Genomic DNA, 26,315 nt, shown 5'->3' on the forward strand with positions numbered 1-26,315 from the left:
CTATTTCTTTTTTTCGATTAAAGCTAAAATCTCACGAAGTTCATCAGCCGAAATTTTGTCTTCTTCTGCAAAATAGGAAACTAAATTTTTATACGAACTATTGAAATAATTGTCAATAGCGGTATTCATAAATGTTTTTCTGTAATCTTCAATGGCAACAATAGGGAAGTACTGATGCGTTTTTCCGTAGGCATTATAACCAACATAACCTTTCTCTTCAAGATTACGAACAATGGTAGAAAGTGTATTATAATGCGGTTTATCGTCGGTGATTTCTTCCATGATATCTTTTACAAAAGCTTTTTTAAGCTTCCATAAAATATGCATGATTTCTTCTTCTTTGTTGGTTAGTTTTTGCATGACTTTTAATTTGATAAGTCAAACTTAAAACTATTTTTTTAGTTATACAACTATTTTTATAGTTATTTAACTAAATTTTTAGTTTATATATTTCTTGGCGGTTCATATTTAACCAATTTCATGGTCCAAATAAAGAGTAAAACACCAATGATACCAAGTGTTCCCATGAAGAACCAATTGTTTTGATAGCTAAACAAGCGAATCATATCCATTCCAGCTTCGGCACTTAAAATATGAGCTGTACTGTAACTCATGGTAAAAATTGCCATGTAACGACCTTCATGACCTTTAGGTGCCCGACTCATAGCAAATGAATTGGAAAATGGAAATACAAACATTTCACCAAAAGTCATAAATAACATCATAATGATTAAAATACCAGCCCAGTAGTTAACTAAGAGTAAATACATACTTATTGCCATGGCCAAACAGCCTAATGTGATGACTTTTAGTTTGTTGATTTTATGGCGTTCGATATAACTTACAATTGGCATTTCTAAAAAGAAGATTAAAACACCATTCAGAGTTAACAATAATCCTGTTTGTAATTCGGATAAATTAAATTGCTCTTTATGATACAATGGAATAGTAGTAAACAATTGGAAAAATAGTATTCCTGTAATTAAAGTAGCACCAAGAAATATCCAAAAAGGTCGGTCTTTGAAAACAGAATGCGTTAAAATTTCACCAGGATGTTCTTTATCGGTATATTTTGATTTTTTCTTTTCTTTTACTTTAATCCAAAATATCAAAATGGCTAATATACAAGTAGCACCATCCACCCAAAATAAACCTTTGTAGCCTACAGTCATAATTAATAATCCTCCAAGTGCAGGTCCAGCTGCAAAGCCTAAATTAATAGCTAATCTGACTAAGGTTAAGGCTCGAGTTCTGTTTTCTGGTTTGGCATAAGCGCCTAAGGATACAAACATGGCTGGTCGGAACATATCGGCAACTACCATAATGAAGAACATAGCGACAAGTAAGCCTTCAAAACTAGTGACAAATTGTAATCCAAAAAAGGCAATTCCACTGGTCATTAAACTGAAAATCATGATTTTATAAAAACCAATTTTATCAGATAATTTCCCTCCTAACCAAGAACCTACAATGGAACCCAATCCAAAACTTATCAAAATCCATTTTACTTCATTGTACGAAAAATCCAAATCTTCTCTTAAATATTTTGATAAGAAAGGAAGTACCATTGTTCCGGCACGATTGATGAATGTGATAAGTGTAAGTATCCAAATTTCGCGAGAAAAACCTCTGAAATTGTCGATATATTTGTGGAAGGCGCGTTTTAACATGGCTTTATTTCTGATGCAAATTTACGAAAGGCATGCGTAATAAAATGTTATAGAAATTATATATTTTTGTAAAAATTGAATCTGATGAAAAAAATACTAGTTTTACTTTTTTGTACGTCTTTAGCTTTCGCTCAAAAAGACTTGTCTTCGGCTGAAAAATTTCAATCTGAGTTGAATAAAAGTTATGCGGATTCATTGAAAAGTCCTTTGATGAAAGAGGATTTTAAGCAATTTAAAGGTTTGGACTTCTTTTCTATAAATGAAAAATATATTGTTGAAGCGACTTTTATTAGAACCAAAAAGGAAAAGCCTTTTGGAATGAAAACAACAACCTCAAGAACTCCATTGTACAAAAAATATGGTGAATTACACTTCGAAATTGATGGTAAAGCATTTAAACTAAATGTTTATCAAAATGTAGATTTGAATAAAAAACCGGGTTATGAAGATTATTTATTCTTACCATTTTCTGATTTAACTTGCGGAAAAGAAAGCTACATAGGTGGAAGATATGTTGACATGAAAATTCAAAAAGGAAAAATTTGGACTATTGATTTTAACAAAGCATACAATCCGTATTGTGCCTATAATTATGAATATTCTTGTCCGATTGTGCCTTTAGAAAACGATTTGGATATCGAAATTTTAGCTGGTGTAAAGAAATTTCATGACTAAGTATATCAATTTACATACGCACAAATTTTCTAATCTTTTGGATGTGATTGAAGTCGTAAATCAATATCCGTGGGAATTTGATGCTTCGATTCCTAATTATTCTATTGGAATTCATCCTTGGTACATTGATGAGAATCGTTTAGAATCAGATTTAGAAATCATCAAAGAAAAACTGCAATTATCTGAATGTTTAGCACTTGGCGAATGTGGTTTAGATAAACGAATAGAAATTCCATTAGAATTACAAATATCCGTTTTCAAGAAACAATTAGAAATCGTAAAGCAAACAACTAATAAACCTATCGTTTTACATTGTGTTGCGGCTTATGATGAAGTTATTGCCATCAAGAAAGAAATGAATATTGAAAATCCAATGATTATTCATGGATTCTCAAAAAACGAACAAGTTGCAAAATCACTTTTGAATAATGGATTTTATCTTTCGTTTGGAAAATACCTACTTCGTAATCCAGATTTAGAAAAAGTATTTACCTTTGCACCCGAAAATCAAATTTTATTAGAAACGGATACGATTGAAGAATCTATTTATGAAGTGTATAAAAAAGCAGCTTCCATAAAAGGAATTTCGATAGAGGAGATGAAAGCTATCATTTTCAATAATTTTTCAAGGATTTTCAGTTAAACAATTAATCAATTTAACGATTCAACACTGTTATGGCAAAGTGGAAAGAAAGAGCGGTATTATTATTTAAAGAAGAAGGAATTCAAAAACTTGAAAATGCTAATGTTTTAGTTGTTGGATTAGGTGGAGTTGGAAGTTTTGCTGCCGAATTTTTGGCTCGTGCTGGAGTGGGGAACATGACCATTGTGGATGGTGATGTGGTAGATATTACCAATATTAATCGTCAATTGCCAGCTTTGCACAGCACTGTGGGTGAACCAAAAGTAAAAATTGTTGGTGATCGTTTGATGGATATTAATCCAGAATTAAAATTAACACGTATTGAAGAATTTTTATCTCCAGAACGCGCATTTGAATTAGTAACACCAGAATTTGATTACGTTTTAGATTGTATAGACAGCTTAACACCAAAAATCAATTTGATTGTGGCTTGTAAACGTAAGAAAGTGAAAGTAATTAGCAACATGGGAGCTGGAGGAAAGTTTGAAGCCGAAAAAGTTCGTGTAAAAGACATCAGTAAAACCGACTATTGTCCTTTAGCGAAACAGGTAAGAAAACGATTAAAATTAGAAGGAATTTCGAGCGGTGTTAAAGTGGTATATTCTTTTGAGCGACCTGATTATGATAGTGTGAAAATGACAGATGGTTCTAACTTTAAGAAGTCGTTTTATGGAACGAACAGTTGGATGCCCGCTTTGTTTGGTTTACATGCTGCAGAAACGGTCGTAAAGTATATGATAGGAAAAAATAAGTAATAAAAAAAGGACATTTTAAAATGTCCTTTTTTTATTTTATCTAGAAGTTCTTTGTGTGATGTCTTCGTTATATTTATCGTAAAAAGTTTGTAATTTTTCAGTATTTAAATTTCCTTTTGAATCTAATACTTTTTCTTTAATCAACCATTTTATTAGTTTTTGCATGTTCTTTTTAGAATTCATTCCTAATCCTGAAATAACATGCTCCACACTTGTAGTTTCTACTTTTACTTTAGCAGTTAAAAAATTTAAAATAATATAATCATCTTCATTATATTGACTCGTTTCATTGTCATGCCATTTGAAAAGTAAAATTTCATCATCGCTTTCTATTGAATAAAAAGAATGTTGTAAAATGTTTATTTTCTCATATTTTAAAATTGGTGTTCCATCTAAAAGGACTTTATCGTCTTTAATTTCAACTTCTTGTGCATTTATGAAAGATCCAATTAGTATAAAGGCAATTGATAAAAAAAGTTTATTCATTAGTGTAAAATTTAAAATAATTATTGATTTGTATTAGTTGTTGTACCTTCTACAGGCGTTGTGATTTCTTTTTCAGTTTCAACTGGTTTTGGTTTTGGAATGTAAGCTCGTTTTTTTATTGGCACATAAATTTCGGTTACCCATTTTGAAGGTTTGCGTTCTTTTGGTAAACTAATTTTGTAAACTTCAATGTTAGTGCCTTCTAAATCCTCAATTAGTTTTTTCTTTTTAATATAAGCTAAGGTTTTATCCCATGCTTCTTGATTGTGTGAATAATCGCCTGTTAAAGTTGTTTTTACAGCTAGAAATTCATCAAAATGCCCACCTGAAATTTCGCTTCCTGGAGTTGTTAAAATTTCTTCCTCAACCGGAACACACATTGAAAAAATTGTAGTTTTGTTTTGCTTATCCCAAGTGTCATAAGTAATAAAAGGTAAACCTGTAATGATAATGTCATTTTTCTCCACAAAAGCCATCATATTTTGCAACATGGTTTTAGAAACTTTTTGAAAATCGGCAAAAGAGCAAGTATCTATTTGTTGAATATAATTGGTAGCATGTTTAGTTACCAATCCGTGAATTTTGATATTGTAAGTAGTTAATTCCTTAACTAAATAGGTGTCAATGTTGTTTAATCCGTCTTCTAATTTATCGCCCAATACATTATCAACACCACCTTGTATAACACTCAATAATTTTAATTCAAAATCTAATTTTCCTTTTAATTCCCAAGTAACTAAAGCACCATTTTTGGTTTTTTGAAAACGCATAAAAGATTCGTTTTTCTCACCTGAAACTGTAATGTTTTGTAAAATCGTATCTCCTGGAATTAACTTTAGATTTTTAAAAACTGCATTGTCTTTATTCCAAGGATTCCAATCGACTAGAGAAGTACTATCGGAAACAAAATTATAAACAATATCTTTTGAAGCTTTTATTTCTTTAGAACGAACCACTCTATAGTCGCTTTGCTGAGTAGCAACAAAGACTACAAAGGCCACACTAAATAGAAGCAATAAAAGAAGTATGTATTTTAAAATTCTCATTGAAGCATGAATTTGTTTTTCAAAAGTAAGAAAATTAATCTTTCATTAGTACTTTAATTAAAAAGAGTAATCCAATAAAACCTAAAAATCCAATAAAAACCCAATACGTTCCTTTATAAAACGGTTTCATTTGTTTTAAATCTTTGCGGTATACCAATATCATTGTGGTTACAAATGCAATTATAAAGAAAATTGCAAAGTAGATTTGTCCTGTTGAAAACATATTGAAAATTTTTACAAAAATAAGAATTTAATACTATCTAATTTTTTAAATTAGAGAAATTTATAAGGTCAATTATGCAAAAACAATTAAAAGCAGTAAGATTATTTCATGAAACCTATGGTTTAGGAGTAAGTGAAGAAATGAAAGCCGATTTAGGGGCTTTAAAAAATGAACTTCGTTTCAACTTAATGAAAGAGGAAAATGAAGAATATTTAGAAGCGGTTCAAAACAATGATATCGTTGAAATTGCCGATGCTTTAGGCGATATGTTATATATTTTGTGTGGTACTATTTTAGAACACGGATTACAGCATAAGATTGAAGAAGTCTTTGATGAAATTCAACGTTCTAATATGAGCAAACTTGGAGAAGATGGAAAACCAATTTACAGAGAAGACGGAAAAGTAATGAAAGGTCCAAATTACTTCAAACCAAATTTTGAGGAAATTTTAAAATAAAAAAAGGCGATTTCAATTTTGAAATCGCCTTTTTTAAATATTTCTAAATTCTTATATCTTAACAGTCCAACCAAAAGTGTCTTCTGCTAATTTATATTGAATGTTAGTTAGCTTTTCTTTAATTTCTAAAGCCACCGAGTTTTCTAATTTTGGTAATTCATAGTATTCACCTAAATAAGAAAAACCTACGATTGGATTAATTACAGCAGCAGTTCCTGCACCAAAGATTTCTTTTAATGAACCATCTTTTGCAGCAGCCACTAATTCGTCAACTAAAACCGAACGTACTTCTATATTAATATTTTCTCTTTGCGCTAATTCAATAACACTTTTACGCGTTACACCATCTAAGATTCTTTCACTTGTTGGTGCTGTGTAAACTGTATCATTAATTCTAAAGAAAACATTCATGGTTCCTGCTTCTTCTAGTTTTGTATGCGTAGCATCATCTGTCCAGATGATTTGTTGGAAACCTTGCTCGTTTGCTAATTTTGTTGGGTAGAACTGTGCAGAGTAATTACCAGCAGCTTTAGCCGCACCAATTCCTCCGTTAGCCGCTCTACTGAAATGTTCAGCGATAAGCACCTTAACTTCACCAGAATAATAAGCTCGAGCTGGAGATAATATAATCATAAAACGGTATTCCTGAGAAGGAGCTGCAATTACACCATGTCCGGTTGCAATCATAAAAGGACGAATATATAAGGTATTACCTTTTCCTTTTTTAACCCACTCTTTTTCTATTTCTAATAAACGGTGCAAACCTCCTAAGAAAACATCTTCAGGGACTTCTGGCATTGCCATTCTGGTAGCACTTTTATTAAAACGGTGATAATTTTCATCAGGTCTAAACAACCAAACATCATCTTGCTCATCTTTGTAAGCTTTCATTCCTTCAAAAATAGCTTGTCCGTAGTGAAACACTTTTGCAGAAGGATCAATCATGAAAGGTGCGTATGGTTCTATAACAGGTTTTTGCCATGCTCCATCTACATAATCACATACTAACATATGGTCTGTAAAAACATTACCAAAAGTTAGGTTTTCAAAATCAACCTCGCTGATTTTTGAATAAGGAGCCGAAATAATTTCAATTTCGTTTAAAGTTTTTAATTCCATTAGGGTCAAACTGTTATAATTTATGGTTTTGTAAAATCAACAAAAAAAATGTCAATTTTTACGTATTCGTTGCAAATTTACTAAAAAAAAGAAGTTTTATTTTTACTTACCAAAAAATAATTATCAACAACTGACAAAATTTTATCTTGATAAAAACTTTAAATTGATTTTAAATCACCTAAATAAATAGTAAATCTTCGTGTCGTCAACTTTTAATTAATAGACATGAAACTTTTTTTTTGATGTTCCGAAAATATAAAAAATATCGTTATTTTTGTTGAAATTATTCACAATTAAAATGAAAAAAATACTTACTCTATCACTTCTGACAATCGCATTTGTTAGCTGTGAACAAAAAAAGGAAACTACACCAGAAATTGCTAAAGTAGATTATGCTGTTTTTGGAGATTCTATTTCATCTGAAGGTGCTTTATCTAATGCTGAAATGATGGAAAAATTCAAATCTTTAAAAGAAGGCGATACTTTAGAAGTAAAATTCAAATCAGGAATTAATGAAGTTTGTCAAAAGAAAGGTTGTTGGATGACTTTAGATTTAGCAGATGATAAAGAAGCTTTTGTAAAATTCAAAGACTACGGTTTCTTCGTTCCAAAAAATGCACAAGACAAAGAAGTTATTGTAAACGGAAAAGCATTTGTAAGTATTGAAAGTGTTGATGTTTTAAAACACTATGCAAAAGATGCTGGAAAATCGCAAGCAGCAATTGACAGTATTGTAGAGCCAAAAGTAACGTACTCGTTTATGGCAAATGGCGTTTTAATTGCTAAATAATGAAACAGTTAATTCTACTATTATCTTTTGCTATTTTGTCGATTTCTTGTGATAAGAAAATGGATGAAAAAGTAACAGATAAAGAAGCTTGTGAAACCGATTCAAAAGTAAATAAAGACGGATTTGAAATGTACGAAATGTCAGAAATGGCAGCTCTTATGGAACAAATGTATGTTGATAATGAACGTTTGAAAGAACGCATTATGAAAGGCGATACGATTGGTAAATTTCCGCAGCATTTTATTCGTATTCATAAAGCTGTAATGACGGATGAAACCGATAAAGATGCTTTTTTCAATGAACAAGCGGCTAAATTTATCAAAGCGCAAGAATTGATTTACGAAGATCCAAAAAATGCTAAAGAACATTTTAATAACGGAATCGATGCTTGTATCAAGTGCCACGAAGTAAAATGTGGCGGACCGATACCGAAAATTAAGAAATTATATATTGAGTAATGTACTCATTAAAATAAAAAGGTTTAAGAGCTAGATTTCGAATTCTTAAACCTTTTCTTTTTGAATTTGCTATGAAAAGAGAAATTATTATCACCGATGACGGTTCCACTACTATTCGAATTCCTGATTGGGATGAGAACTATCATTCTACTCATGGTGCAATTCAAGAAGCGAAACATGTTTTTATCAAAAATGGATTGGATTTATTTCAAAATCAGGATTCAATTTCCATTTTTGAAATTGGTTTTGGAACAGGTTTGAATGCTTTCATTACTTTTTTGGAAACTATAAATAAAGAAAAGGTTAATTACGTTGGAGTAGAAGCATATCCTATTTCTCAGGAAGAAATAGCGCAAATGAATTATGTTTCTGAATTAGATTCCGAAATGTATCAGGAGATTTTTGATAAAATGCATTCTTGTGATTGGGAAAACCAACAAACTATTACTGAAAACTTTCTTTTAACTAAGAGAAAACAGTTTTTTCAAGATATTGAAGATAAAAATCGATTCGATTTGATTTATTTTGATGCTTTCGGTTTTCCATTACAACCCGAATTGTGGAGTGAAGTTATTTTTAAGAAAATGTACGATGCACTTTTGCCAAAAGGGACTTTAGTCACTTATGCATGTCGCTCATCAATTAAAAAAGCAATGCTAAGTGTCGGATTTTCAATTGAAAAACTACCTGGAGCTCCAGGAAAGCGTGAAATGTTACGAGCTACAAAAAATGTATGATTTTTACTGTAAAGTAAGAATTTAATAAAATTTTAGCATTTTTTTTGTCAACTACATCGTTTTCGAAAGATTTTTTTATTTATCTTTACGACAAGTTCTTACCCCCAGTCTAACCTTTTATTTAGAAAAAGTATGCCCAGACCGATGTTTTCTTACACCAAGTCAATTTTGGAGAGAGTGAGTTTTGATGCGAAACTATTTTGTAAAGAATTAGAGAAAGCAGTGAGAATATTGCTTCCTTATGAAATAGATCAATTGAGAGAGTGGCTTTTACAGTTTACCGAAGAAAAGCCCGAATTAAGACAATGTTTAATTTATATCAACTAAAAATACAAAGTCCCGATAATCTCGGGACTTTTTTTATGGTATAAATTGAAATCTATTTTGTTTTTGGACTTATAATCTGCACATCATTAAAAGCAATAGCTCCTCTTACAACTCCCGATATAGTATCTCGTAAGGCATTAATAATGTGTATTTTCAATTCGTTTTTAGGATAAATCAAGCTTACTTCTCTAGCAGGTTTTGGATCTTTAAACGGTTTTAGTTTTTCTTTGTTCTTCTCATTCAAATCTAAAGTATGTAAATAAGGAAGAAGAGTGGTTCCTAAACCTTCATCTGCTAATTTGATAAGTGTTTCAAAACTGCCGCTTTCCAATTGAAAATGACTATCAGCTATATATTTATTGTTTTTGCATAAGTTAAGGATTCCGTTTCTGAAACAGTGACCGTCTTGTAGAAGTAAAATCTTGTCCAAGTCTAAATCAGAAATTTCTATTTCTTTTTTATCAATTGAAGGATGATTTGAAGGTACATAAGCTACGAAAGGTTCATAATATAAAACGATTTCCTTTAAATTTTCTTCTTCTAACGGAGTGGCAGCAATAGCACAATCTAAATGACCATTTTTTAATTTCTTGATGATATCTTCAGTGGTTTGTTCTTCAATAATCAAATTTACTTTTGGATATTTTTTAATGAAATTATTCAAAAACATAGGAAGTAATGTAGGCATTACTGTTGGAATTATTCCCACTTTAAATTCGCCACCAATGTAGCCCTTTTGTTGATCAACAATATCTTTAATTCTTCCTGCTTCATTTACGATGTTTTTGGCTTGGTTTACGATTTTCTCACCAACCTCTGTTAACAATATTGGTTTTTTGCTTCTATCAAAAATCAAAATATCTAATTCATCTTCTAATTTTTGAATTTGCATACTCAGTGTAGGTTGTGTTACAAAGCATTTTTCAGCAGCTAACGTAAAGTTCTTATATTCGGCTACAGCCAAAACGTAGTATAATTGAGTAATTGTCATAACATTGATAAATTTGATACAAATATAAAAACTATCAATTAAATTTATAGGAAATGGGTGTGTAATTTTGTAAATTTGAGAAAATAAATACTAAATTATGAAACTTAATAGCTTAGGATTACCAGTTGAACAATCTGAAGAATTAGTAAATGAATTGAACGGATTGTTATCTAACTTCCAAATATATTATCAAAATTTAAGAGGTTTACATTGGAATATTAGAGGGAAAAGATTTTTTGATTTGCACTTAAAATTTGAAGAATTATACAACGATAGTCAGTTAAAAATTGATTTAATAGCAGAGCGTGTGCTTACTTTAGGAGGAACTCCTTTACATACATTTTCAGATTATATTGCAAATAGTAAATTAAAAGTAGGAAAAAATATTTCAAAAGATTTAGAAGCTATTCAGCTGATTTTAGAATCGTTAAGTGTTTTGTTACAAGTTGAAAGAGTAATTTTAACTAAAGCATCAGAAATCAATGATGAAGGAACTAATTCTATGATGAGTGATTTTATTGCTGAGCAAGAAAAAACAAATTGGATGCTTAAAGCATGGATGGAAGAAGAAATTTAAAATGACTACCACTTTTTTGGTGGTTTTTTTATAAAAAAATTAAGAAATGTTTCGGTTTGAAATAGTATATTCGCAATATGAAATTATTAGTAAATATCTTCTTATTTATTTTCATTACTTTTTTAGCTACTCCAACTTTAATTGGAATGGTAGATAAAGAAGCAGATACCTCTTATTTTTACACGATGTGTGAAGAAGAGGAAAATCATTCGCCGTTTAATGAAATTAAAACGGTACAAACTACTAATTATTCAGTTGTTCATTTTTCATTCGGAGAATTAGCAAAACTTAATGTCCTAATGGAACATGATTTATTAAGTTTTGACAATTTGGCTCACCAAATTTTCTCTCCACCTCCCAATTTTCTATAATACATTTAGTTTTTCTTTATTAACACTCTTTAATTTTTGAGTGTACTATTAATGTATTATACAAAAAATTCATGAATAATCATTCTATTTTTTCCAATGTAAGAGGAGATCTTGCAGCTGGACTTGTTGTATTTTTAGTGGCATTGCCATTGTGTTTAGGAATTGCATTAGCATCTGGAGCACCTTTGTTTTCAGGTATTGTTTCGGGTGTAATCGGTGGAATTGTTGTTGGATTTTTAAGTAATTCTTCATTAAGTGTTACGGGTCCAGCGGCTGGTTTAACGGCCATTGTTTTATCTGCAATTACCGATTTAGGTGGGTTTGATATTTTCTTAGTAGCGGTAATTTTGGCGGGATTAATCCAAATTGCCTTAGGATTTTTAAGAGCAGGTAGTTTTTCAAATTATTTTCCCACAAGCGTAATCGAAGGCATGTTGGCTGCGATTGGAATCATCATCATTTTAAAACAAATTCCCCATGCTTTTGGTCACGATGTAGATAACGAGGGTGATTTTTTCTATATTGAAAAATCAGGTCATACTACTTTTGATACCTTGATAGAATCGATAAATTATATTCATACAGGAGCTTTAATTATTGCACTATTATCATTAGCTATTTTGATTACTTGGGAAAAAGTTCCCGCTTTGAAAAAGATAAAAGTTATTCCAGGAGCTTTAGTTGTTGTTGTGGTAAGTATTTTATTGAATGAATTTTTTATTCAATCAGGTTCAAGTTTAGCTATTGTCACTCAAAATCATCTTGTAAGTTTGCCTTCGTTTACCGAAATTAGCAACGGATTTGCATTGCCAAATTTTCTAGCATTAACTAATGAAAAAGTTTGGATTGTAGCTGTAACCATTGCGGTTGTTGCATCTATTGAAACCTTATTATGTATTGAAGCAACTGATAAATTGGATCCATACAAAAGATTTACTGATACTAATCGTGAATTAAAAGCACAAGGAATTGGTAACATGTTAAGTGGTTTATTAGGTGGTTTACCTATGACATCAGTTGTTGTTCGTTCGTCTGCCAATATAAATTCAGGTGGTAGAACAAAATTCTCAACTATTTTTCATGGATTGTTGTTATTCACTTTTGCATTATCTATTCCGTTTATTTTAAATAAAATTCCTTTAGCGGCTTTAGCAGCGGTTTTATTAATGGTGGGTTATAAATTAGCAAAACCAAGTGTTTTTGTTCATTTATGGAATAATGGTTATACTCAATTTATTCCTTTTGTAGTTACGGTTATAGCTGTAGTGCGTATTGACTTGTTGAAAGGAGTTGGAATTGGTTTAGCAGTAAGTATCATTTTTATTTTATACCAAAATTTAAAAATTGCCTATTCATTCAAAAAGGAATCATTTAAAGATGGTGATGTAATTACAATCAAATTAGCACAAGAAGTTTCGTTTTTGAATAAAGCTGCTATTAAAAGTACTTTAGGAAGCATTCCAAATGGTTCTAAATTAATTATTGATGCATCAAATGCTAAATACATTGATTTTGATGTTTTAGAGCTTATAAAAGATTTTAGAAATGCCCAAGCGGAAGACAAAGAAATTGATTTAACATTAAAAGGTTTTAAAGACCAATATAATCTAGATAATACAGAATTTAAACACGTAAAAATTAAAGATTCTAAAGAAGAAATAAAATAATTATGAAAGCACACAATAAAGAAACACAAGCATTAATGACACCTCGTAAAGCATTACAATTTTTACAAGAGGGAAATGAACGTTTTATAAATAACTTAAAAGCCAACAGAAATTTATTAGAACAAGCAAACGAAACTCGTGATGGTCAATGGCCATTTGCTACGATTTTAAGTTGTATTGACAGTAGAACTTCTGCGGAGTTAATTTTTGACCAAGGTTTAGGTGATATTTTTTCAGTAAGAATTGCTGGAAATATTGTAAATACCGATATTCTTGGAAGTATGGAATTTGCCTGTAAAGTTGCGGGTTCTAAATTAATCGTGGTTTTAGGACATTCAAAATGTGGCGCTGTTAAAGGCGCTTGTGATCATGTTGAAATGGGGAATTTAACCGAGTTATTGTCTAAAATTCAACCGGCAGTTTATCAAGAAAAGGAAACAACAAACAATAGAACTTCAAAAAATAGTGAATTTGTTGAAAATGTTGCCGAAATCAATGTAAAACGAAATGTAAAAAACATTATTGAAAGAAGTTTCGTTTTAGAACAAATGTTAGAAGAAGGACAAATCGGAATCGTTGGAGCAATGCACGATATTGAATCGGGTAAAGTAATTTTCTATGATGATGTAATGTACGTTAAAGATGATTTAAATCCTGAATTTACAGTAGCTGCATTAAGACACTAAATAAATTTTAATACACAATTTATAAAGGGCTATCATTTCTATATATTTTAATACGGAATTGATAGCTTTTTTATTTTATATTTGATACCACTTACACCATGATAATGAGCGATTTTTACAAAAAGATATTAGATAATAACAAAAAATGGGTTGAAAACAAGTTAGCCATAAGCCCAAATTATTTCAAGAATTTAGCCGACGGACAAAATCCACCTTTATTATGGATTGGATGTTCTGATAGTCGAGTTCCAGCAAATGAAATTATTGGTGCTGAACCTGGAGAAGTTTTTGTTCATCGAAATATTGCTAATATGGTTGTGCATTCAGACATGAATATGCTAAGTGTATTAGATTATGCTGTAAACGCTTTAAAAGTAAAACACGTAATTGTTTGTGGACATTATGGTTGTGGAGGTGTTAAAGCAGCAATGGGAAATAGTTCTATCGGAATTATCGACAACTGGATTCGACATATTAAAGATGTATATCGTTTTCATCAACAAGAATTAGACGCTATTACAGACGAAAAAGAACGATTCAATAAATTTGTTGAAATCAATGTTAAAGAACAAGTTATGGATTTAGCTAAAACATCTATCGTTCAAAATGCCTGGAAAAATGGGCAAGAATTATCTTTACACGGATGGGTTTATGGGTTAAACGATGGTTATGTAACCGATTTAGGTGTAAATTTTAGTTGTGATAAGGATTTAGATGATGTCTATCAATTGAAGTTTTAGTCTTAATAAATCTTTTTGAAATTACTTAATCACCAAATCATATTTTTTCAAAAGCCCGGCTAAATTGTCTGAAGAAAAAATAGCACGTTTTAGTTTGTTTTTTTCAGGGTCAATGATGAAATCATAACTCGTTGAAAAATCCGTTTTGTGAGCTGTTGTACCTATGAAAACAGCATGTCTTAAATTACAATTGTCAAACATGGCTTCCGATAAATCACTTTCCATAAAATCTACGGCAATCATACTACAATTGATAAACTGCATTTTCTTGAGTTTTAAACTGTAAAACTGAGCGTAATCAAGTAAGCTGTCTTTAAAATGGAATTCATATAAGATTTGATCCGTCATGGCAAAATTCACAGAAGTAAAATCACATTTCGTAAACCAAACATCACGCAACGACACATGGTTGATTTTTGTACCTCTAAAATTACAATCAATAAAATTGCAATCGATAAACGTTACCGCAATAAACGAACACGCTCTAAAATCGCAATTCGTAAACGTACAATTTTCATATTCTTTATACTTTACATCACTTTCTGCATAAGTAATATCAGAGAAATTTTGGTCGATAATATAATCTGCGTGCATGGTTTTATTTTAGAAATGTAAAACTACTTCAATTTTTTATCGAATCAAAAAGAATCTTTTTAGTAGGTTTGGTTGATGAAAAACATATTCACATAGTTTTATAATATTGTCTATGTAGGCTATTTAAAGTGAAACGTCTAAAATGTAGAGAAAGTAGGACTTATGTGTCTATGTGTTTAAAAAAAGCTATATTCGTGAAAATTTTGGGGATGTAGCTCAGTTGGCTAGAGTGCTTGACTGGCAGTCAAGAGGTCGTGGGTTCGAGCCCCATCTTCTCCACAAGAATCCTGTTTCGGCAGGATTTTTTGTTTTAAAACCCTTCGAAAACACCTAATCCAAATAATGCAAAATCGTATTTGACTGGGTCAGTTGCGTCTAATAATCGTAAGTTAGTATCTAATTCGGATAATGCTTTAGCGTCGTTTTGTTTGCGAGTTAATAATTCTAATTTCCGAGCTACATTACCAGAATGCACATCCAATGGACAAGAAAGTAGTGCAGGAGAGATGCTGTTCCAAATCCCTAAATCTACACCTTTGTTGTCTTTTCGAATCATCCAACGCAAATACATATTAATGCGTTTCGCTGCCGAACCATTCAACGGGTCGGAAATGTGTTTTTCAGTTCGAGCTAAATGTGGAATTTCAAAAAATAATTGTTTAAACTCGGAAATGGTGTGTTGCATTGTTAGATTTTCTTTCGAAAAAACTGCTTCTAATCCGTTATGATTTTGATAAATGTGTTGCAAACCTTTAACGAATCCAACAAAGTCTTTTCCATTAAAAGTACGATGAACGAAATTTTCTAACGATTCTAATTGCGATTCTGAATGATTCATGACAAAATCGTAAGGCGAATTTCCCATCAAATCCATCATTTTCTTCGCATTGTTGATAATCATTTTGCGATTTCCCCAAGCAATTGTAGCAGCAAGAAATCCAGCAATTTCAATATCTTCTTTTAGCGAATACAAATGAGGAATTTGAATTGGATCGCTTTCAATGAAATTCGGATTGTTATACAATTCTACCTTTTCGTCAAGGAATTCTTTTAGCTCGGATTGTGTCATTTTAAGAACTTACAATATTCCCATCAACCATAGTTAGTTTTCTATCTGCCATGTTGGCTAATTCTTCGTTATGAGTCACAATTACGAAGGTTTGCCCAAATTCATCACGCAATTTAAAGAACAATTCGTGTAAGTTTTCGGCTGTTGTAGTATCTAAATTTCCTGAAGGTTCATCTGCAAAAATAACCGCTGGCTTATTAATCAAAGCTCTGGCAACCGCAACACGTTGTTGTTCTCCTCCGGAAAGTTCACTTGGTTTGTGATGCGTTCTTTCGGCTAAACCTAAATAAGATAATAAACGTTTAGCTTCTGTTTCCACTTCTTTTTTATCGCGATTGGCTATAAATCCTGGAATGCAAACATTTTCTAAAGCAGTAAATTCAGGCAATAATTGGTGAAACTGAAAAATGAATCCTAAATGTTGGTTTCGGAATTTAGAAAGTTCTTTATCTTTTAAATTCAAAACCGATGCTCCATTGATTTCTAAAACGGTATTATTTTGCTTTGCAGGCAAGTCTAATGTACCTAAAATTTGGAGTAAAGTTGTTTTACCAGCACCAGAAGCACCAACAATAGAAACGATTTCTCCTTTTTTAATGTGTAAATCCACTCCTTTTAAAACATGAAGCGAATCGTAATATTTATGTAGATTTTTTGCCGTAATCATAATGGAACATTTCTACAAAGAAACAAAGATTTTTGGCTAATAAAAAAACTATTCGAAATCTATTCACGTATCTCAATTAATAAAGTTTAGTTAAAATAGTATTTATGTTTAATTTTTATGTAAATTTGTTAAACAAAATAAACGAATGTAATTTATGAGAAATAGTTTAAAAGGGTTGTCGTTAGTTTTGGGTTTGTTTTTTGGTTCATGTACGGCAAAAGAAAAACCAATAGTAAAAGAAGAGTTTAAAGAACCTGTAAAAATAAAAGTAAAAGAAGGTATGGAAGTAGCAACATTTGCTGGAGGCTGTTTTTGGTGTACCGAAGCGGTCTTCCTAGAGATAAAAGGAGTAGAGAAAGTGGTTTCGGGATATATTGGAGGAACAACTAAAAATCCAACTTACAAGGATATTTGTACGGGAGAAACAGGTCATGCTGAAGCGATTCAAATTACATTTAATCCGAATGAAGTGGCGTATGAAGATTTATTAGAAGTTTTCTTCGCAACACACGACCCAACAACATTAAATCGTCAGGGTGCCGATGTAGGAACACAATATAGAAGTGAAATTTTCTATCATTCGGAAGTTCAGAAAACGAAAGCAGAAAACTACATTCAGTTATTAGAAAAAGAAAAATTGTATGATAAAAAGATTGTAACGAAAGTTTCTTCGGCTACTGTGTTTTACAATGCAGAAGAGTATCACCAAAATTATTACAATCAAAATTCGAGTCAAGGTTATTGCCAAATGGTGATTGCACCAAAATTAGAAAAATTGCGCAAGTATTATAAATCGAAATTAAAATAGAAGGGAAAAATTGCTATGAACACTACTATTGAAAAAGAAATATTCGACATTATTGGTGACAATCATCAAATGACATCTGTGGAAACTCCTTTGAGACCAGATGCTTTTGTACGATCTGACGCTCAAAAAATGGAAGTTATTGAACACCATTTTGAAATCATCATGAAAGAGTTAGGCTTAGACTTAACTGACGACAGTTTGCAAGGAACGCCACATCGCGTGGCAAAAATGTTTGTGCAAGAGATTTTTTCAGGATTAAACCCTGCGAACAAACCAAAGATTTCTGTTTTTGATAATTCGTATCAATATGATAAAATGTTGGTGGAAGCGAACATCAGTTTCAATTCAACTTGCGAGCATCATTTTTTACCGATTGTAGGGAAAGCGCATATTGGTTACGTTTCTTCTGGAAAAGTAATTGGTTTATCCAAACTGAATCGTATTGTAGATTACTATGCGAAGCGTCCACAAGTACAAGAGCGTATGATTATGCAAATTTTCAACGAACTAAAAACGGTTTTAGAAACTGATAATGTGATTGTGGTGATGGAAGCTACTCATTTATGTGTTTCGAGTCGCGGTATTAAAGATGAAAGCAGTTATACATCAACTTTGCAGTATGGTGGTGTTTTTAATCAGAAAGAATTCCGTGACGATTTTTATAAAATGATTCATAAAGAATAATTTGGCATCTATTTTGTATATTCGTAATAGAATTTACAAAATAAGAAATGATAGAAAAAGCAATTAATAATCCAGCTCAACCCGTAAAAAGCGATAAAACATCGAAATTAATTTTGAGTTTGTTGTTTGATGGAATAGGAATGTTGTCTTATATAGTTCCTGTATTTGCAGAAGTAACCGATTTAGTTTGGGCACCCATTTCAGGAATATTATTAATGACAATGTATAAAGGAACTATTGGAAAATTAGCCGGTGTTTTTGGTTTTATAGAAGAGTTGGTTCCGTTTATAGATTTTGTACCAACATTTACTATAACTTGGTTTTACACCTACATAATTAAAGGCGGAAAAGGTCAAGAATAAAAAAAGGAGCAATAAAGCTCCTTTTTTTATTTTTCTTTCTTAGACAAAGTTGCGTTATTGATGAATTTATTAATTTGAATTTTTGATTCACCTAATAGTTCTACTTCAGTTTTTCCTGATGCTGATAATGTAAGATTGGTTGATACATTAACATAGCACTTTGCATAACCTTCCATAGTTAAATCTAAACTAGCTATTATTAGTTTTTTTGCGATAAGTAATGAAGAGTTGTCTAATCTTAATTTAGCATTATTACAATTACCTTCAATTGTAGCCTGACTTTTTTGATACATGTCTAGTTTTAACTCAGGTGATGTAACTAAAGCTTTTAATTCAGCATTTTTGCTTAATTCTAAAGAAGTGTTTTCTGCTTTTACGTTAATCTCTGCTTCTGCTTTATCGTTTAAAACTAAGGCAAAATAGTTAGCTTTAACATTTAAGAATGCCCTAGAATTATCATAATTTTTAACAGTAATGTTTTCTAATTCTAAATCAGCTAAAGCATGAATTGAACTTTCGTTTTTTGCAGTGATTAATTTTAAATCAGAAGTATAGTTAATTCGTAATGCGAATTTTTTTGCTCCACTAGCTTCTCTTAAAGATGAAACTCTTAATGTACCAGCTACGACTTCATAATTGATAATTTCGTGAAGATTATCATCGGCTTCAATTTCTAAAGAAGTTTTATCTGCTTTTACTAGGAAGACTTCAAAATTGTCATTGATTTCAATATTTTCAAAAGCAGGAATTTCTTTAACCGAAACTGTTACAATTTTTGAACCTTTAATTTTTTCTTTTTTTTGAGCCACAGCAGTTGTAACTAAAAATAAAAGGACAAACAGAAAAGATATTTTTTTTGTCATTTTTATGATAATTTGATATCACAAACATACACAAAATTTGTTCCAATTTTATTTTTTCAGAAAGAGATTAAAAAAATAACGCTATCTGATAGGGAGATAAAAATAAAAAGCACTAGTATTTATACTAGTGCTTTCATTGTTTTATATAATGGAATCTATTAAATTTACTACTAAAGTAAAAACAAATTCTACGACTTGTATTATCAACTTAATCATGAGAGTGAAGTTTTAGTTGTTAATGTAAAATTATAAAATGCTTAAAATAAAGCTGTTAATTAAATACTAATTATTTGTTAATTAGTTAAGGCTCACACTTCCACCAGAAGTTTCTTCTTTAATCACTTTTTTTGGTTCTTTAACATAATCAATAGAACTTCCGCTTGAGGCTTTTGCATTTAACAGTACAATTGGATTTACTGTAGTATTGCTTCCGCTTGTAGATTGAGCTGTGATTTCGTTTGCAGCTAAGTCTTTGGCATCTATTTCACTTCCGCTTGACGATTTAGTATCTAACACAAGTGCTTTTCCAGATAGTTTTATTTCGCTACCACTTGTTGATTCGCTACTTACTTTTTCGTATTCTAAATCGGTATTAATTGTACTTCCGCTACTTGACTTTAAAGCTAAATTAGTTCCTTTTAAAGTGCTTTTTGAACGAATAGTTGCACCACTTGAAGATTCTAACCCTTCAATAGTTTTTGTGCTCACACGAACAATTGCACTTTCCATTGTATTAATGTTGCCATCAATTTTTACAATTAAAGTTCCATTTTCAACTCTTGTAACAATGTGTTCCATTAAGTTGTCATCTACTTCCACTTCTACTTCTGTAGTTGCACCTTGTTCTACGATTACTTCAACACCTGTACTAGCATCAATTTTAGTAAAAGGAGCATCAATTGTTCTTTTTTCAGTTACTACGTTACCGCTTCCATCAATACCATCTCCTAAATTTAGATTAGCATTGCACGAGGCAAGACTAAGAGTTAGTAGAAGAGCAACTAATTTAAAAGTCGTTTTCATATTTTAAATTTTTAATAGTTCTTATTTAGTTTTTATCGTAATGATTTCTTTGGTTTTTGATGAATCAGTTTCATTTACTTTAACCTCTTTTTTTATCAAAACTCCATTGTCGTCATAATAAATGGTTGCAGAAGAATCTTCATTTTCTATCCCATTGTTTTCTCTATTTTCTTCAGCTAAACAATTTAAGCATCTTACTTTATCGGCATCCACTTTATAAACTGGATTTTTTGTATCGTATTCATTTTCATCGAAAAATCCGTAATCACTTCTGTCAAAGTTACTAAAATTTTCGTCAGTTTGAAAGATAGTTCCTTTTGGTAAATAAAGATAAATTTCTACTTCCTGACCTCTGAATTTATTTTCAACAGCTGTCAATAAATAATTGTCTAAAATGATGGTATTACCTTCAATTTTATAATCGTATTTTATTTTTTCAGCTCTTTTCTTAGCTTGAGAAGTTGATTTTCCATTGGCTAATTTTTCAATTAACATGTATGGAGTTGTTTCATCTGTATATTTAACTTCTATAGAAACATTGTTTGAATAGATGATTTCGTTATCACCTTCATCTTGTGTTATTTTGAAATCATGATTTCTGTAATTACTTTTCGAATAAAAATCATTGTTTTTGAATTTGATTTTCAACGTATCTGTTGGCGCAATAGTAATAACCTCTTTTTGAACCGATTTTCCATCAAAAGCTAATTGTGAAGCTTCGTTAATTCCTAAGGAAATAATAATTCCTACTGCAATAATCCAAACGGCTAGTAAGCTATATTTTACATAATTACCTATTGATTTTAGATTGTTAACCATTAATTTTAATCCTAAAATAAATAAGAAAAATAACGGAATTCCAAATCCTAATAAAAATAGTATTCCTTGTGCCCAAAGTGGTGTTTCTAAACCAATAGGTGTTTGAATGTGATTTAAAATATAGTTCTCTGGCATTGTTGATGAAAATATCATAATAATGCTTGTTATGATAATGCCTAACAATGCTATTGCTGAGAAAAATAAGATAAATGAACCTATTATTTTTGCAAATACTTTGAAAATTGTGGTAATAACTTCTTCTATTGATGATCCAATTCTTGAAGCGCCAGATTTTGCACTATTAGTAATCTTTTCATGATCGATACTACTTATTTTCGAAGTAATATCATCAAAACCTTCCTTTACTTTTTTTTCGATATTAGAGATGGTTATAGGTTGCCCTTTCATTTCTAATTTTTGAGTAGTTGTAACGGCTTCTGGTACTAAAATCCATAATACTATATACACAAATAAACCAGTTCCAAATCCAAAGAATAATATCACCATTAAGATTCTTAACCACAACGAATCAATTCCTAAATAATGGCCTAATCCTGCCATTACGCCACCAATCATTCCATTTTCTTTGTCTCTATATAATCTTTTTGACGGATAATAGAAATTAGTTGATGAAGAAGAACTAGATTGGTATGATGTTTTTTCGTCATCAATTTTATAATCTTCTGGTTGTCCCATAATCGAAATTACTTCTTCAATTTCGCTTAAACCTACTACTTGTTTGTCGTTTTTTAAACGCTCTTGAAAAAGTTCAGCAATACGACTTTCTATATCTTTCATGATTTCGTCTCTTCCATCAGGCGAAAGTGAACGCTTCACCGCATCAAAATAACGCGATAATTTTTGATAGGCATCTTCGTCGATGTGAAAGAAAAAACCTCCTAAATTTATACTTATTGTTTTGTTCATGACCTTTAGTTTTGACTTGTTATTATGTTTACTGCATCTGCTAATTCTTTCCAGGTGCCATTTAATTCTTGTAAAAATTCTTTGCCTTCATCCGTTAAACCGTAATATTTTCTTGGTGGTCCGGATGTTGATTCTTCCCAACGATAATTTAATAAGTTATCGTTTTTTAGCCTTGTTAGTAGTGGGTAAACGGTGCCTTCCACAACTAGTAATTTAGCATTTTTTAGCGTATCCAATATTTCAGAAGTATATGCATCTTTTTCTTTTAAGACCGATAAGATACAGAATTCCAAAACACCTTTTCGCATTTGTGCTTTAGTGTTTTCAATGTTCATAATTCCACTTGTTTTTTTAAATTAGACTGTTCATTTTTTGATTTGTTTTGCTTGCGCAATTGATTGATTTGATGATTGAAATTAAATTACCTATTAATTTCTTATACAAAGATAAGTCTAAAAGAAGGTATCTTGTTACGCATAGTACTAATATTTAACATAAAATTAACATTTAAAAAAATAGTAGGAATGCATAGTATTTTTTGTATTTTTACAGAATAAATCAATGAATTATGGAGTTTACACCTGCAAAACTAAATCTATTTACCTTTTTTAAGCTGCCTTCTGCTTTTTGGAGTGGCGTGCGCGTTAAGTCAATTTCACCAGAAGTTTGTGAAGTAACTGTAAAACACCGTTGGTTTAATCAGAATCCGTTTAACTCCATGTATTTTGCTGTGCAAGCTATGGCAGCTGAGTTTACTACGGGAGCTTTGGTCATGTTTCAAATCAAACAAAGTGGTAAAAATATCTCTATGTTAGTGGCTCAAAATAAAAGTGTATTCACAAAAAAAGCTACTGGAAGAATTACATTTACTTGTAATCAAGGAAATGCTATTAAAGAAACCATTCAAAAAGCAGTGGATACTAAAGAAGGACAAACAATTTGGTTAACTTCAATTGGTAAAAACGAAAAAGGAGAACAAGTTTCGGAAATGCAATTTGAATGGACAATTAAAGTAAGAGCTTAGAAGTATTAATCCTAAACTTTCAACTTCTTGCTTCCAACTTAAAACTAATCCTAAACATAAGTTAATTTACTTTCATTCCTTATTTATTGATAGTAAATTTGAGAAAAAGGAAAAAGAAAATGACAGTATTAATAACAGGAGCTACGGGGTTGGTTGGACAAGAATTGGTGAATTTGTTGCTTCAAAACGGATATACAATTCATTATTTATCTACATCGAAATCTAAATTAGTTTCACAAAATAACTACAAAGGATTCTTTTGGAATCCAAAAAAATCAGAAATTGATACTAACGCTTTAACAGGTGTTGAGGTAATTATTCATTTGGCAGGTGCTTCGGTAGCTAAAAAATGGACAACCGCTTATAAGGAAGAAATTATTGAAAGTCGCGTACTTTCAACTCAATTATTGTATCAAACTTTGCAAAAGAATTCTCATCAAGTAAAACAAATCATTTCGGCTTCAGCTGTTGGAATTTATCCAGATAGTTTAACCGATATATATCATGAAACCGATTTAGATATTGATGTTTCCTTCCTTGGTAATGTTGTGAAACAATGGGAAAATGAAGTTAGTCAGTTTGAAAAATTAGAAATAATAGTTTCTAAAATTAGAATCGGAATTGTACTTGCTAAAAACGGTGGCGCTTTGCAAGAAATGGCAAAACCAATTCAATATGGAGTAGGGGCAGCATTTGGTTCAGGCGAACAATATCAATCTTGGATTCATGTTCAAGATTTAGTAGCCATTTTCCAATTTGTAATGGAAAACCAATTAGCAGGTGTTTATAATGGAGTGGCGCCTTATCCGGTTACCAATTCTGAATTAACAAAAGCAATTGCAAAAACACTTGGGAAACCTTTGTTTTTACCTAATATTCCAAAATTTGTAATGAAACTTATTCTTGGAGAAATGCATCAAATCTTATTTTCGAGTCAACATGTAAGTTGTCGTAAGCTTTTAGATGAGAATTTTCAATTCAAATTCGCATCCTTAGATAAAGCTTTGAATGATTTATTAAAGAGTAAACATATAGCTTAAACTTAATTATTTAAAATGGCAACGATATAAATTGTTGCTATTTTTGTTTTCAATCAACTTTTTTCACTGACAATTTGACATTTTTAAACATTTGGCAATACATTTGCAATCCCATTTACTAAAGTAAAAATGTTTAAAAAAATATTCAAAAATATGAGTCAAGAAAGTACTGAAAACATCGAAAAGGAGAACATTAATGAAGAAAATGTTTCAGAAACTCAAGGAATTCCAACACCAGAACTATCGGTAGAAGAGCAATTGCAAGAAGAATTAAGCAATGAAAAAGATAAATTTTTACGTCTTTTTGCTGAATTTGAAAATTATAAAAGAAGAACTGCCAAAGAGCGTATCGATTTGTTTAAAACAGCAAATCAAGAAGTTTTACAAGCCATGTTGCCAGTTTTAGACGATTTTGACAGAGCGTGGGCACAAGTTTCTAAGTCTGATGATGAAGCATTAGTAACTGGTGTACAATTGATTCATGATAAATTAAGAAGTACTTTAGTTTCAAAAGGTTTGGAAGAAGTAGAAGTGAGAGCAGGTGACGCTTTTAATGCTGATTTTGCAGAAGCTATTACTCAAATTCCAGCACCAAATGATAAATTAAAAGGTAAAATTGTTGACGTAATTGAAAAAGGGTACAAGTTAGGTGACAAAATTATTCGTTTCCCTAAAGTTGTAATCGGACAATAATTTTTACCGTAGAGACAAGTTATGACTTGTCTTTTTCTACATATTATAATACAAGATGTAATGAAAAAAGATTTTTACGAAATATTAGGCATTTCAAAAAATGCTACACCAGAAGAAATTAAGAAAGCATATCGCAAGAAAGCAATCGAATTTCACCCTGATAAAAATCCAGGCAATAAAGAAGCTGAAGAAAAATTCAAAGAAGCTGCTGAAGCTTATGAAGTTTTAAGCGATGCCAATAAAAAAGCTAAATACGATCAATATGGTCATCAAGCTTTTGATGGTGGTGGATTTGGCGGTGGTCAACACATGAACATGGACGATATTTTCAGTCAGTTTGGTGATATTTTTGGTGGCGCTTTTGGTGGTGGCGGATTTTCTGGATTTGGCGGTGGCGGAGGTCAACGTAGAGTAAAAGGAAGTAATCTTCGTATCAAAGTGAAATTAACTTTGGAAGAAATTGCTAATGGAGTTGAAAAGAAAGTCAAAGTAAAACGTAAAGTTCAAGCTAAAGGTGTAACTTATAGAACTTGTCCTACTTGTAATGGTTCAGGGCAAATCATGAAAATTGCTAACACTATTTTAGGTAGAATGCAAACTGCAACTACTTGTCATATTTGTAGTGGTTCGGGTCAAATTTTAGACCAAAAACCTGCTGGTGCAGATGCGCAAGGAATGTTGTTAGAGGAAGATACAGTTTCAATCAAAATTCCTGCTGGAGTAGTTGATGGAATGCAATTAAAAGTTGCCGGAAAAGGTAATGAAGCTCCAGGAACGAATAGTATTCCAGGTGATTTAATTGTTGCCATTGAAGAAGTTGAACACGAATTCTTAAAACGTGAAGGCGAAAACTTACACTACGATTTGTACATTAGTTTTGCCGAAGCCGCTCTTGGAGTTTCTAAAGAAATTGATACTGTTTCAGGAAAAGTACGTATTAAGTTAGAAGAAGGAATTCAATCGGGTAAAATATTGAGATTAAAAGGAAAAGGTGTTCCAAGTATAAACGCCTATGGAAACGGAGATTTACTAGTTCATGTAAACGTTTGGACACCAAAAACATTAAACAAAGAACAAAAGCAATTTTTTGAGAAAATGCTTACAGATGAAAACTTTATTCCGAAACCAGAAAAGTCAGACAAATCTTTTTTTGAAAAAGTTAAAGATATGTTTTCATAATTAAATAAATATTAATACATTTGAAACTCACTTTCTTAGGAGAGTGAGTTTTTCTTTTTCATAGCAATTTTTCCCATCCTTTAGCAATAAAGGGTGGGTTTTTTTTGTAACAATTTCCTCTTTTTGCTACTAATAAATAAACAA

General features: G+C 31.1%; 34 protein-coding genes and 1 tRNA gene. 21 read left to right on the top strand and 14 right to left on the bottom strand.

The features are described from left to right. Together B2741_RS02140 and B2741_RS02145 are read right to left on the bottom strand one after the other, a co-directional pair. On the bottom strand, window positions 1–360 hold the full coding sequence (locus tag B2741_RS02140; RefSeq protein ID WP_290821275.1) for a BlaI/MecI/CopY family transcriptional regulator: 360 nt from the start codon (window positions 358–360) through the stop codon (window positions 1–3). 83 nt (window positions 361–443) lie between these two features. Beyond that, window positions 444–1,670: an MDR family MFS transporter gene (locus B2741_RS02145; RefSeq protein WP_291135004.1), complete on the bottom strand. Its 1,227-nt coding sequence runs from the start codon at window positions 1,668–1,670 to the stop codon at window positions 444–446. 84 nt (window positions 1,671–1,754) lie between these two features. On the opposite strand from B2741_RS02145, the gene B2741_RS02150 reads away from it, so the two are divergent. The 3 genes from B2741_RS02150 to B2741_RS02160 are packed head-to-tail and all read left to right on the top strand — an operon-like array spanning window position 1,755 to window position 3,743. After that, window positions 1,755–2,345, top strand: a complete 591-nt coding sequence (locus B2741_RS02150) for a DUF1684 domain-containing protein (protein WP_291135006.1) — start codon at window positions 1,755–1,757, stop codon at window positions 2,343–2,345. Next, complete coding sequence (locus tag B2741_RS02155; protein WP_291135008.1) at window positions 2,338–2,988, top strand: TatD family hydrolase; 651 nt, start codon at window positions 2,338–2,340, stop codon at window positions 2,986–2,988. The genes B2741_RS02150 and B2741_RS02155 overlap by 8 nt, the downstream gene beginning before the upstream one ends. A 32-nt stretch (window positions 2,989–3,020) precedes the next feature. Then, on the top strand, window positions 3,021–3,743 hold the full coding sequence (locus B2741_RS02160) for a tRNA threonylcarbamoyladenosine dehydratase (protein ID WP_291135010.1): 723 nt from the start codon (window positions 3,021–3,023) through the stop codon (window positions 3,741–3,743). Between the two features lie 36 nt (window positions 3,744–3,779). On the opposite strand, the gene B2741_RS02165 is transcribed toward B2741_RS02160, so the two are convergent. From B2741_RS02165 to B2741_RS02175, 3 genes are read right to left on the bottom strand one after another with little or no spacing between them, the layout of a single operon-like run. Continuing rightward, a complete protein-coding gene (locus B2741_RS02165) occupies window positions 3,780–4,229 on the bottom strand; it encodes a hypothetical protein (RefSeq protein WP_262318125.1) in 450 nt (149 codons plus the stop codon). Between the two features lie 20 nt (window positions 4,230–4,249). Then, a complete protein-coding gene (locus B2741_RS02170; protein ID WP_291135012.1) occupies window positions 4,250–5,275 on the bottom strand; it encodes a GyrI-like domain-containing protein in 1,026 nt (341 codons plus the stop codon). 34 nt (window positions 5,276–5,309) lie between these two features. After that, a complete protein-coding gene (locus tag B2741_RS02175; RefSeq protein ID WP_291135014.1) occupies window positions 5,310–5,498 on the bottom strand; it encodes a hypothetical protein in 189 nt (62 codons plus the stop codon). 74 nt (window positions 5,499–5,572) lie between these two features. Between B2741_RS02175 and B2741_RS02180 the strand changes: the two genes are divergently transcribed. Next, window positions 5,573–5,956 carry a nucleoside triphosphate pyrophosphohydrolase family protein gene (locus B2741_RS02180; protein WP_290821285.1) on the top strand — a complete coding sequence of 128 codons (384 nt, stop codon included), beginning with the start codon at window positions 5,573–5,575 and terminating at the stop codon, window positions 5,954–5,956. Window positions 5,957–6,007: 51 nt separating this feature from the next. Here B2741_RS02180 and B2741_RS02185 read toward each other — a convergent pair whose 3' ends face one another. Then, the gene (locus B2741_RS02185) at window positions 6,008–7,075 is read right to left on the bottom strand and encodes a branched-chain amino acid aminotransferase (RefSeq protein ID WP_291135016.1); all 1,068 of its coding nucleotides are present in this window, start codon (window positions 7,073–7,075) and stop codon (window positions 6,008–6,010) included. A 298-nt stretch (window positions 7,076–7,373) separates the two neighbouring features. Between B2741_RS02185 and B2741_RS02190 the strand changes: the two genes are divergently transcribed. The 4 genes from B2741_RS02190 to B2741_RS02205 all read left to right on the top strand — a co-directional run bounded on the left by B2741_RS02190 (window position 7,374) and on the right by B2741_RS02205 (window position 9,387). Continuing rightward, window positions 7,374–7,865, top strand: coding sequence for a DUF4920 domain-containing protein (locus B2741_RS02190; RefSeq protein ID WP_291135018.1), 492 nt, complete (start codon window positions 7,374–7,376; stop codon window positions 7,863–7,865). Next, window positions 7,865–8,323 carry a hypothetical protein gene (locus B2741_RS02195; RefSeq protein ID WP_291135020.1) on the top strand — a complete coding sequence of 153 codons (459 nt, stop codon included), beginning with the start codon at window positions 7,865–7,867 and terminating at the stop codon, window positions 8,321–8,323. Before B2741_RS02190 ends, B2741_RS02195 begins: the two co-directional genes overlap by 1 nt. Before the next feature lie 71 nt (window positions 8,324–8,394). After that, window positions 8,395–9,060, top strand: a complete 666-nt coding sequence (gene mnmD, locus B2741_RS02200; RefSeq protein WP_291135022.1) for a tRNA (5-methylaminomethyl-2-thiouridine)(34)-methyltransferase MnmD — start codon at window positions 8,395–8,397, stop codon at window positions 9,058–9,060. A gap of 132 nt (window positions 9,061–9,192) precedes the next feature. Beyond that, on the top strand, window positions 9,193–9,387 hold the full coding sequence (locus B2741_RS02205) for a hypothetical protein (RefSeq protein WP_111565666.1): 195 nt from the start codon (window positions 9,193–9,195) through the stop codon (window positions 9,385–9,387). Window positions 9,388–9,439: 52 nt separating this feature from the next. Here the strand turns inward: B2741_RS02205 and B2741_RS02210 are convergent, their stop codons facing one another. Then, complete coding sequence (locus B2741_RS02210; protein ID WP_291135024.1) at window positions 9,440–10,378, bottom strand: LysR substrate-binding domain-containing protein; 939 nt, start codon at window positions 10,376–10,378, stop codon at window positions 9,440–9,442. 97 nt (window positions 10,379–10,475) lie between these two features. Between B2741_RS02210 and B2741_RS02215 the strand changes: the two genes are divergently transcribed. The 5 genes from B2741_RS02215 to can all read left to right on the top strand — a co-directional run bounded on the left by B2741_RS02215 (window position 10,476) and on the right by can (window position 14,419). Beyond that, window positions 10,476–10,955: a Dps family protein gene (locus tag B2741_RS02215; RefSeq protein ID WP_291135026.1), complete on the top strand. Its 480-nt coding sequence runs from the start codon at window positions 10,476–10,478 to the stop codon at window positions 10,953–10,955. A gap of 77 nt (window positions 10,956–11,032) precedes the next feature. After that, window positions 11,033–11,326: a hypothetical protein gene (locus B2741_RS02220; RefSeq protein WP_291135028.1), complete on the top strand. Its 294-nt coding sequence runs from the start codon at window positions 11,033–11,035 to the stop codon at window positions 11,324–11,326. Window positions 11,327–11,397: 71 nt separating this feature from the next. Beyond that, entirely contained in the window at window positions 11,398–12,993 is a 1,596-nt protein-coding gene (locus B2741_RS02225; protein WP_291135030.1) for a SulP family inorganic anion transporter, read from the top strand. Window positions 12,994–12,995: 2 nt separating this feature from the next. Further along, window positions 12,996–13,679, top strand: a complete 684-nt coding sequence (locus B2741_RS02230) for a carbonic anhydrase family protein (protein WP_291135031.1) — start codon at window positions 12,996–12,998, stop codon at window positions 13,677–13,679. A gap of 104 nt (window positions 13,680–13,783) precedes the next feature. After that, the gene (gene can, locus B2741_RS02235) at window positions 13,784–14,419 is read left to right on the top strand and encodes a carbonate dehydratase (RefSeq protein ID WP_291135033.1); all 636 of its coding nucleotides are present in this window, start codon (window positions 13,784–13,786) and stop codon (window positions 14,417–14,419) included. A 21-nt stretch (window positions 14,420–14,440) separates the two neighbouring features. Here the strand turns inward: can and B2741_RS02240 are convergent, their stop codons facing one another. Beyond that, on the bottom strand, window positions 14,441–15,013 hold the full coding sequence (locus tag B2741_RS02240; RefSeq protein WP_291135035.1) for a pentapeptide repeat-containing protein: 573 nt from the start codon (window positions 15,011–15,013) through the stop codon (window positions 14,441–14,443). A gap of 205 nt (window positions 15,014–15,218) precedes the next feature. Here B2741_RS02240 and B2741_RS02245 point away from each other — a divergent pair. After that, a tRNA-Ala gene (locus tag B2741_RS02245) sits at window positions 15,219–15,292 on the top strand. Window positions 15,293–15,323: 31 nt separating this feature from the next. Here the strand turns inward: B2741_RS02245 and B2741_RS02250 are convergent. Together B2741_RS02250 and B2741_RS02255 are read right to left on the bottom strand one after the other, a co-directional pair. After that, window positions 15,324–16,082 carry a TIGR02757 family protein gene (locus tag B2741_RS02250; RefSeq protein WP_291135037.1) on the bottom strand — a complete coding sequence of 253 codons (759 nt, stop codon included), beginning with the start codon at window positions 16,080–16,082 and terminating at the stop codon, window positions 15,324–15,326. A gap of 1 nt (window position 16,083) precedes the next feature. Continuing rightward, on the bottom strand, window positions 16,084–16,749 hold the full coding sequence (locus B2741_RS02255; protein ID WP_291135039.1) for an ABC transporter ATP-binding protein: 666 nt from the start codon (window positions 16,747–16,749) through the stop codon (window positions 16,084–16,086). A 280-nt stretch (window positions 16,750–17,029) separates the two neighbouring features. Between B2741_RS02255 and msrA the strand changes: the two genes are divergently transcribed. Genes msrA through B2741_RS02270 form a run of 3 tightly spaced genes read left to right on the top strand, consistent with a single transcriptional unit; the run spans window position 17,030 to window position 18,603 of the window. Beyond that, window positions 17,030–17,557: a peptide-methionine (S)-S-oxide reductase MsrA gene (gene msrA / locus B2741_RS02260; protein WP_291135158.1), complete on the top strand. Its 528-nt coding sequence runs from the start codon at window positions 17,030–17,032 to the stop codon at window positions 17,555–17,557. A gap of 15 nt (window positions 17,558–17,572) precedes the next feature. After that, the gene (gene folE, locus B2741_RS02265; RefSeq protein ID WP_291135041.1) at window positions 17,573–18,241 is read left to right on the top strand and encodes a GTP cyclohydrolase I FolE; all 669 of its coding nucleotides are present in this window, start codon (window positions 17,573–17,575) and stop codon (window positions 18,239–18,241) included. Window positions 18,242–18,288: 47 nt separating this feature from the next. Further along, window positions 18,289–18,603, top strand: coding sequence for a hypothetical protein (locus tag B2741_RS02270; RefSeq protein WP_291135043.1), 315 nt, complete (start codon window positions 18,289–18,291; stop codon window positions 18,601–18,603). A gap of 26 nt (window positions 18,604–18,629) precedes the next feature. Here B2741_RS02270 and B2741_RS02275 read toward each other — a convergent pair whose 3' ends face one another. The 4 genes from B2741_RS02275 to B2741_RS02290 form a co-directional block, all read right to left on the bottom strand. Continuing rightward, window positions 18,630–19,466 (bottom strand): GIN domain-containing protein, encoded by an 837-nt coding sequence (locus B2741_RS02275; protein WP_291135045.1) that lies wholly within the window; start codon window positions 19,464–19,466, stop codon window positions 18,630–18,632. Between the two features lie 297 nt (window positions 19,467–19,763). Further along, window positions 19,764–20,489 carry a head GIN domain-containing protein gene (locus tag B2741_RS02280; protein WP_291135047.1) on the bottom strand — a complete coding sequence of 242 codons (726 nt, stop codon included), beginning with the start codon at window positions 20,487–20,489 and terminating at the stop codon, window positions 19,764–19,766. A gap of 21 nt (window positions 20,490–20,510) precedes the next feature. Further along, window positions 20,511–22,235, bottom strand: coding sequence for a PspC domain-containing protein (locus tag B2741_RS02285; protein WP_291135050.1), 1,725 nt, complete (start codon window positions 22,233–22,235; stop codon window positions 20,511–20,513). A gap of 5 nt (window positions 22,236–22,240) precedes the next feature. Next, complete coding sequence (locus B2741_RS02290; RefSeq protein WP_153200888.1) at window positions 22,241–22,570, bottom strand: PadR family transcriptional regulator; 330 nt, start codon at window positions 22,568–22,570, stop codon at window positions 22,241–22,243. 233 nt (window positions 22,571–22,803) lie between these two features. On the opposite strand from B2741_RS02290, the gene B2741_RS02295 reads away from it, so the two are divergent. The 4 genes from B2741_RS02295 (at window position 22,804) to dnaJ (ending at window position 26,171) form a co-directional block, all read left to right on the top strand. Then, entirely contained in the window at window positions 22,804–23,259 is a 456-nt protein-coding gene (locus B2741_RS02295) for a DUF4442 domain-containing protein (protein ID WP_291135053.1), read from the top strand. A 119-nt stretch (window positions 23,260–23,378) separates the two neighbouring features. Then, window positions 23,379–24,299, top strand: coding sequence for a TIGR01777 family oxidoreductase (locus tag B2741_RS02300; RefSeq protein WP_291135055.1), 921 nt, complete (start codon window positions 23,379–23,381; stop codon window positions 24,297–24,299). 129 nt (window positions 24,300–24,428) lie between these two features. Next, on the top strand, window positions 24,429–24,992 hold the full coding sequence (locus B2741_RS02305; protein WP_291135057.1) for a nucleotide exchange factor GrpE: 564 nt from the start codon (window positions 24,429–24,431) through the stop codon (window positions 24,990–24,992). A 60-nt stretch (window positions 24,993–25,052) separates the two neighbouring features. Further along, window positions 25,053–26,171 carry a molecular chaperone DnaJ gene (gene dnaJ, locus B2741_RS02310; protein WP_153200892.1) on the top strand — a complete coding sequence of 373 codons (1,119 nt, stop codon included), beginning with the start codon at window positions 25,053–25,055 and terminating at the stop codon, window positions 26,169–26,171. The last annotated feature ends 144 nt before the right edge of the window (window positions 26,172–26,315 follow it).

The organism is Flavobacterium sp. UBA7663 (assembly GCF_002483315.1).
Taxonomy (GTDB): Bacteria; Bacteroidota; Bacteroidia; order Flavobacteriales; family Flavobacteriaceae; genus Flavobacterium.

Excerpts from the sequence above, each read along its gene's own strand:
- B2741_RS02140 (WP_290821275.1), bottom strand. The coding sequence starts at position 360 with ATGCAAAAACTAACCAACAAAGAAGAAGAAATCATGCATATTTTATGG.
- B2741_RS02145 (WP_291135004.1), bottom strand. The coding sequence starts at position 1,670 with ATGTTAAAACGCGCCTTCCACAAATATATCGACAATTTCAGAGGTTTT.
- B2741_RS02150 (WP_291135006.1), top strand. The coding sequence starts at position 1,755 with ATGAAAAAAATACTAGTTTTACTTTTTTGTACGTCTTTAGCTTTCGCT.
- B2741_RS02155 (WP_291135008.1), top strand. The coding sequence starts at position 2,338 with ATGACTAAGTATATCAATTTACATACGCACAAATTTTCTAATCTTTTG.
- B2741_RS02160 (WP_291135010.1), top strand. The coding sequence starts at position 3,021 with ATGGCAAAGTGGAAAGAAAGAGCGGTATTATTATTTAAAGAAGAAGGA.
- B2741_RS02165 (WP_262318125.1), bottom strand. The coding sequence starts at position 4,229 with ATGAATAAACTTTTTTTATCAATTGCCTTTATACTAATTGGATCTTTC.
- B2741_RS02170 (WP_291135012.1), bottom strand. The coding sequence starts at position 5,275 with ATGAGAATTTTAAAATACATACTTCTTTTATTGCTTCTATTTAGTGTG.
- B2741_RS02175 (WP_291135014.1), bottom strand. The coding sequence starts at position 5,498 with ATGTTTTCAACAGGACAAATCTACTTTGCAATTTTCTTTATAATTGCA.
- B2741_RS02180 (WP_290821285.1), top strand. The coding sequence starts at position 5,573 with ATGCAAAAACAATTAAAAGCAGTAAGATTATTTCATGAAACCTATGGT.
- B2741_RS02185 (WP_291135016.1), bottom strand. The coding sequence starts at position 7,075 with ATGGAATTAAAAACTTTAAACGAAATTGAAATTATTTCGGCTCCTTAT.
- B2741_RS02190 (WP_291135018.1), top strand. The coding sequence starts at position 7,374 with ATGAAAAAAATACTTACTCTATCACTTCTGACAATCGCATTTGTTAGC.
- B2741_RS02195 (WP_291135020.1), top strand. The coding sequence starts at position 7,865 with ATGAAACAGTTAATTCTACTATTATCTTTTGCTATTTTGTCGATTTCT.
- mnmD (WP_291135022.1), top strand. The coding sequence starts at position 8,395 with ATGAAAAGAGAAATTATTATCACCGATGACGGTTCCACTACTATTCGA.
- B2741_RS02205 (WP_111565666.1), top strand. The coding sequence starts at position 9,193 with ATGCCCAGACCGATGTTTTCTTACACCAAGTCAATTTTGGAGAGAGTG.
- B2741_RS02210 (WP_291135024.1), bottom strand. The coding sequence starts at position 10,378 with ATGACAATTACTCAATTATACTACGTTTTGGCTGTAGCCGAATATAAG.
- B2741_RS02215 (WP_291135026.1), top strand. The coding sequence starts at position 10,476 with ATGAAACTTAATAGCTTAGGATTACCAGTTGAACAATCTGAAGAATTA.
- B2741_RS02220 (WP_291135028.1), top strand. The coding sequence starts at position 11,033 with ATGAAATTATTAGTAAATATCTTCTTATTTATTTTCATTACTTTTTTA.
- B2741_RS02225 (WP_291135030.1), top strand. The coding sequence starts at position 11,398 with ATGAATAATCATTCTATTTTTTCCAATGTAAGAGGAGATCTTGCAGCT.
- B2741_RS02230 (WP_291135031.1), top strand. The coding sequence starts at position 12,996 with ATGAAAGCACACAATAAAGAAACACAAGCATTAATGACACCTCGTAAA.
- can (WP_291135033.1), top strand. The coding sequence starts at position 13,784 with ATGAGCGATTTTTACAAAAAGATATTAGATAATAACAAAAAATGGGTT.
- B2741_RS02240 (WP_291135035.1), bottom strand. The coding sequence starts at position 15,013 with ATGCACGCAGATTATATTATCGACCAAAATTTCTCTGATATTACTTAT.
- B2741_RS02250 (WP_291135037.1), bottom strand. The coding sequence starts at position 16,082 with ATGACACAATCCGAGCTAAAAGAATTCCTTGACGAAAAGGTAGAATTG.
- B2741_RS02255 (WP_291135039.1), bottom strand. The coding sequence starts at position 16,749 with ATGATTACGGCAAAAAATCTACATAAATATTACGATTCGCTTCATGTT.
- msrA (WP_291135158.1), top strand. The coding sequence starts at position 17,030 with ATGGAAGTAGCAACATTTGCTGGAGGCTGTTTTTGGTGTACCGAAGCG.
- folE (WP_291135041.1), top strand. The coding sequence starts at position 17,573 with ATGAACACTACTATTGAAAAAGAAATATTCGACATTATTGGTGACAAT.
- B2741_RS02270 (WP_291135043.1), top strand. The coding sequence starts at position 18,289 with ATGATAGAAAAAGCAATTAATAATCCAGCTCAACCCGTAAAAAGCGAT.
- B2741_RS02275 (WP_291135045.1), bottom strand. The coding sequence starts at position 19,466 with ATGACAAAAAAAATATCTTTTCTGTTTGTCCTTTTATTTTTAGTTACA.
- B2741_RS02280 (WP_291135047.1), bottom strand. The coding sequence starts at position 20,489 with ATGAAAACGACTTTTAAATTAGTTGCTCTTCTACTAACTCTTAGTCTT.
- B2741_RS02285 (WP_291135050.1), bottom strand. The coding sequence starts at position 22,235 with ATGAACAAAACAATAAGTATAAATTTAGGAGGTTTTTTCTTTCACATC.
- B2741_RS02290 (WP_153200888.1), bottom strand. The coding sequence starts at position 22,570 with ATGAACATTGAAAACACTAAAGCACAAATGCGAAAAGGTGTTTTGGAA.
- B2741_RS02295 (WP_291135053.1), top strand. The coding sequence starts at position 22,804 with ATGGAGTTTACACCTGCAAAACTAAATCTATTTACCTTTTTTAAGCTG.
- B2741_RS02300 (WP_291135055.1), top strand. The coding sequence starts at position 23,379 with ATGACAGTATTAATAACAGGAGCTACGGGGTTGGTTGGACAAGAATTG.
- B2741_RS02305 (WP_291135057.1), top strand. The coding sequence starts at position 24,429 with ATGTTTAAAAAAATATTCAAAAATATGAGTCAAGAAAGTACTGAAAAC.
- dnaJ (WP_153200892.1), top strand. The coding sequence starts at position 25,053 with ATGAAAAAAGATTTTTACGAAATATTAGGCATTTCAAAAAATGCTACA.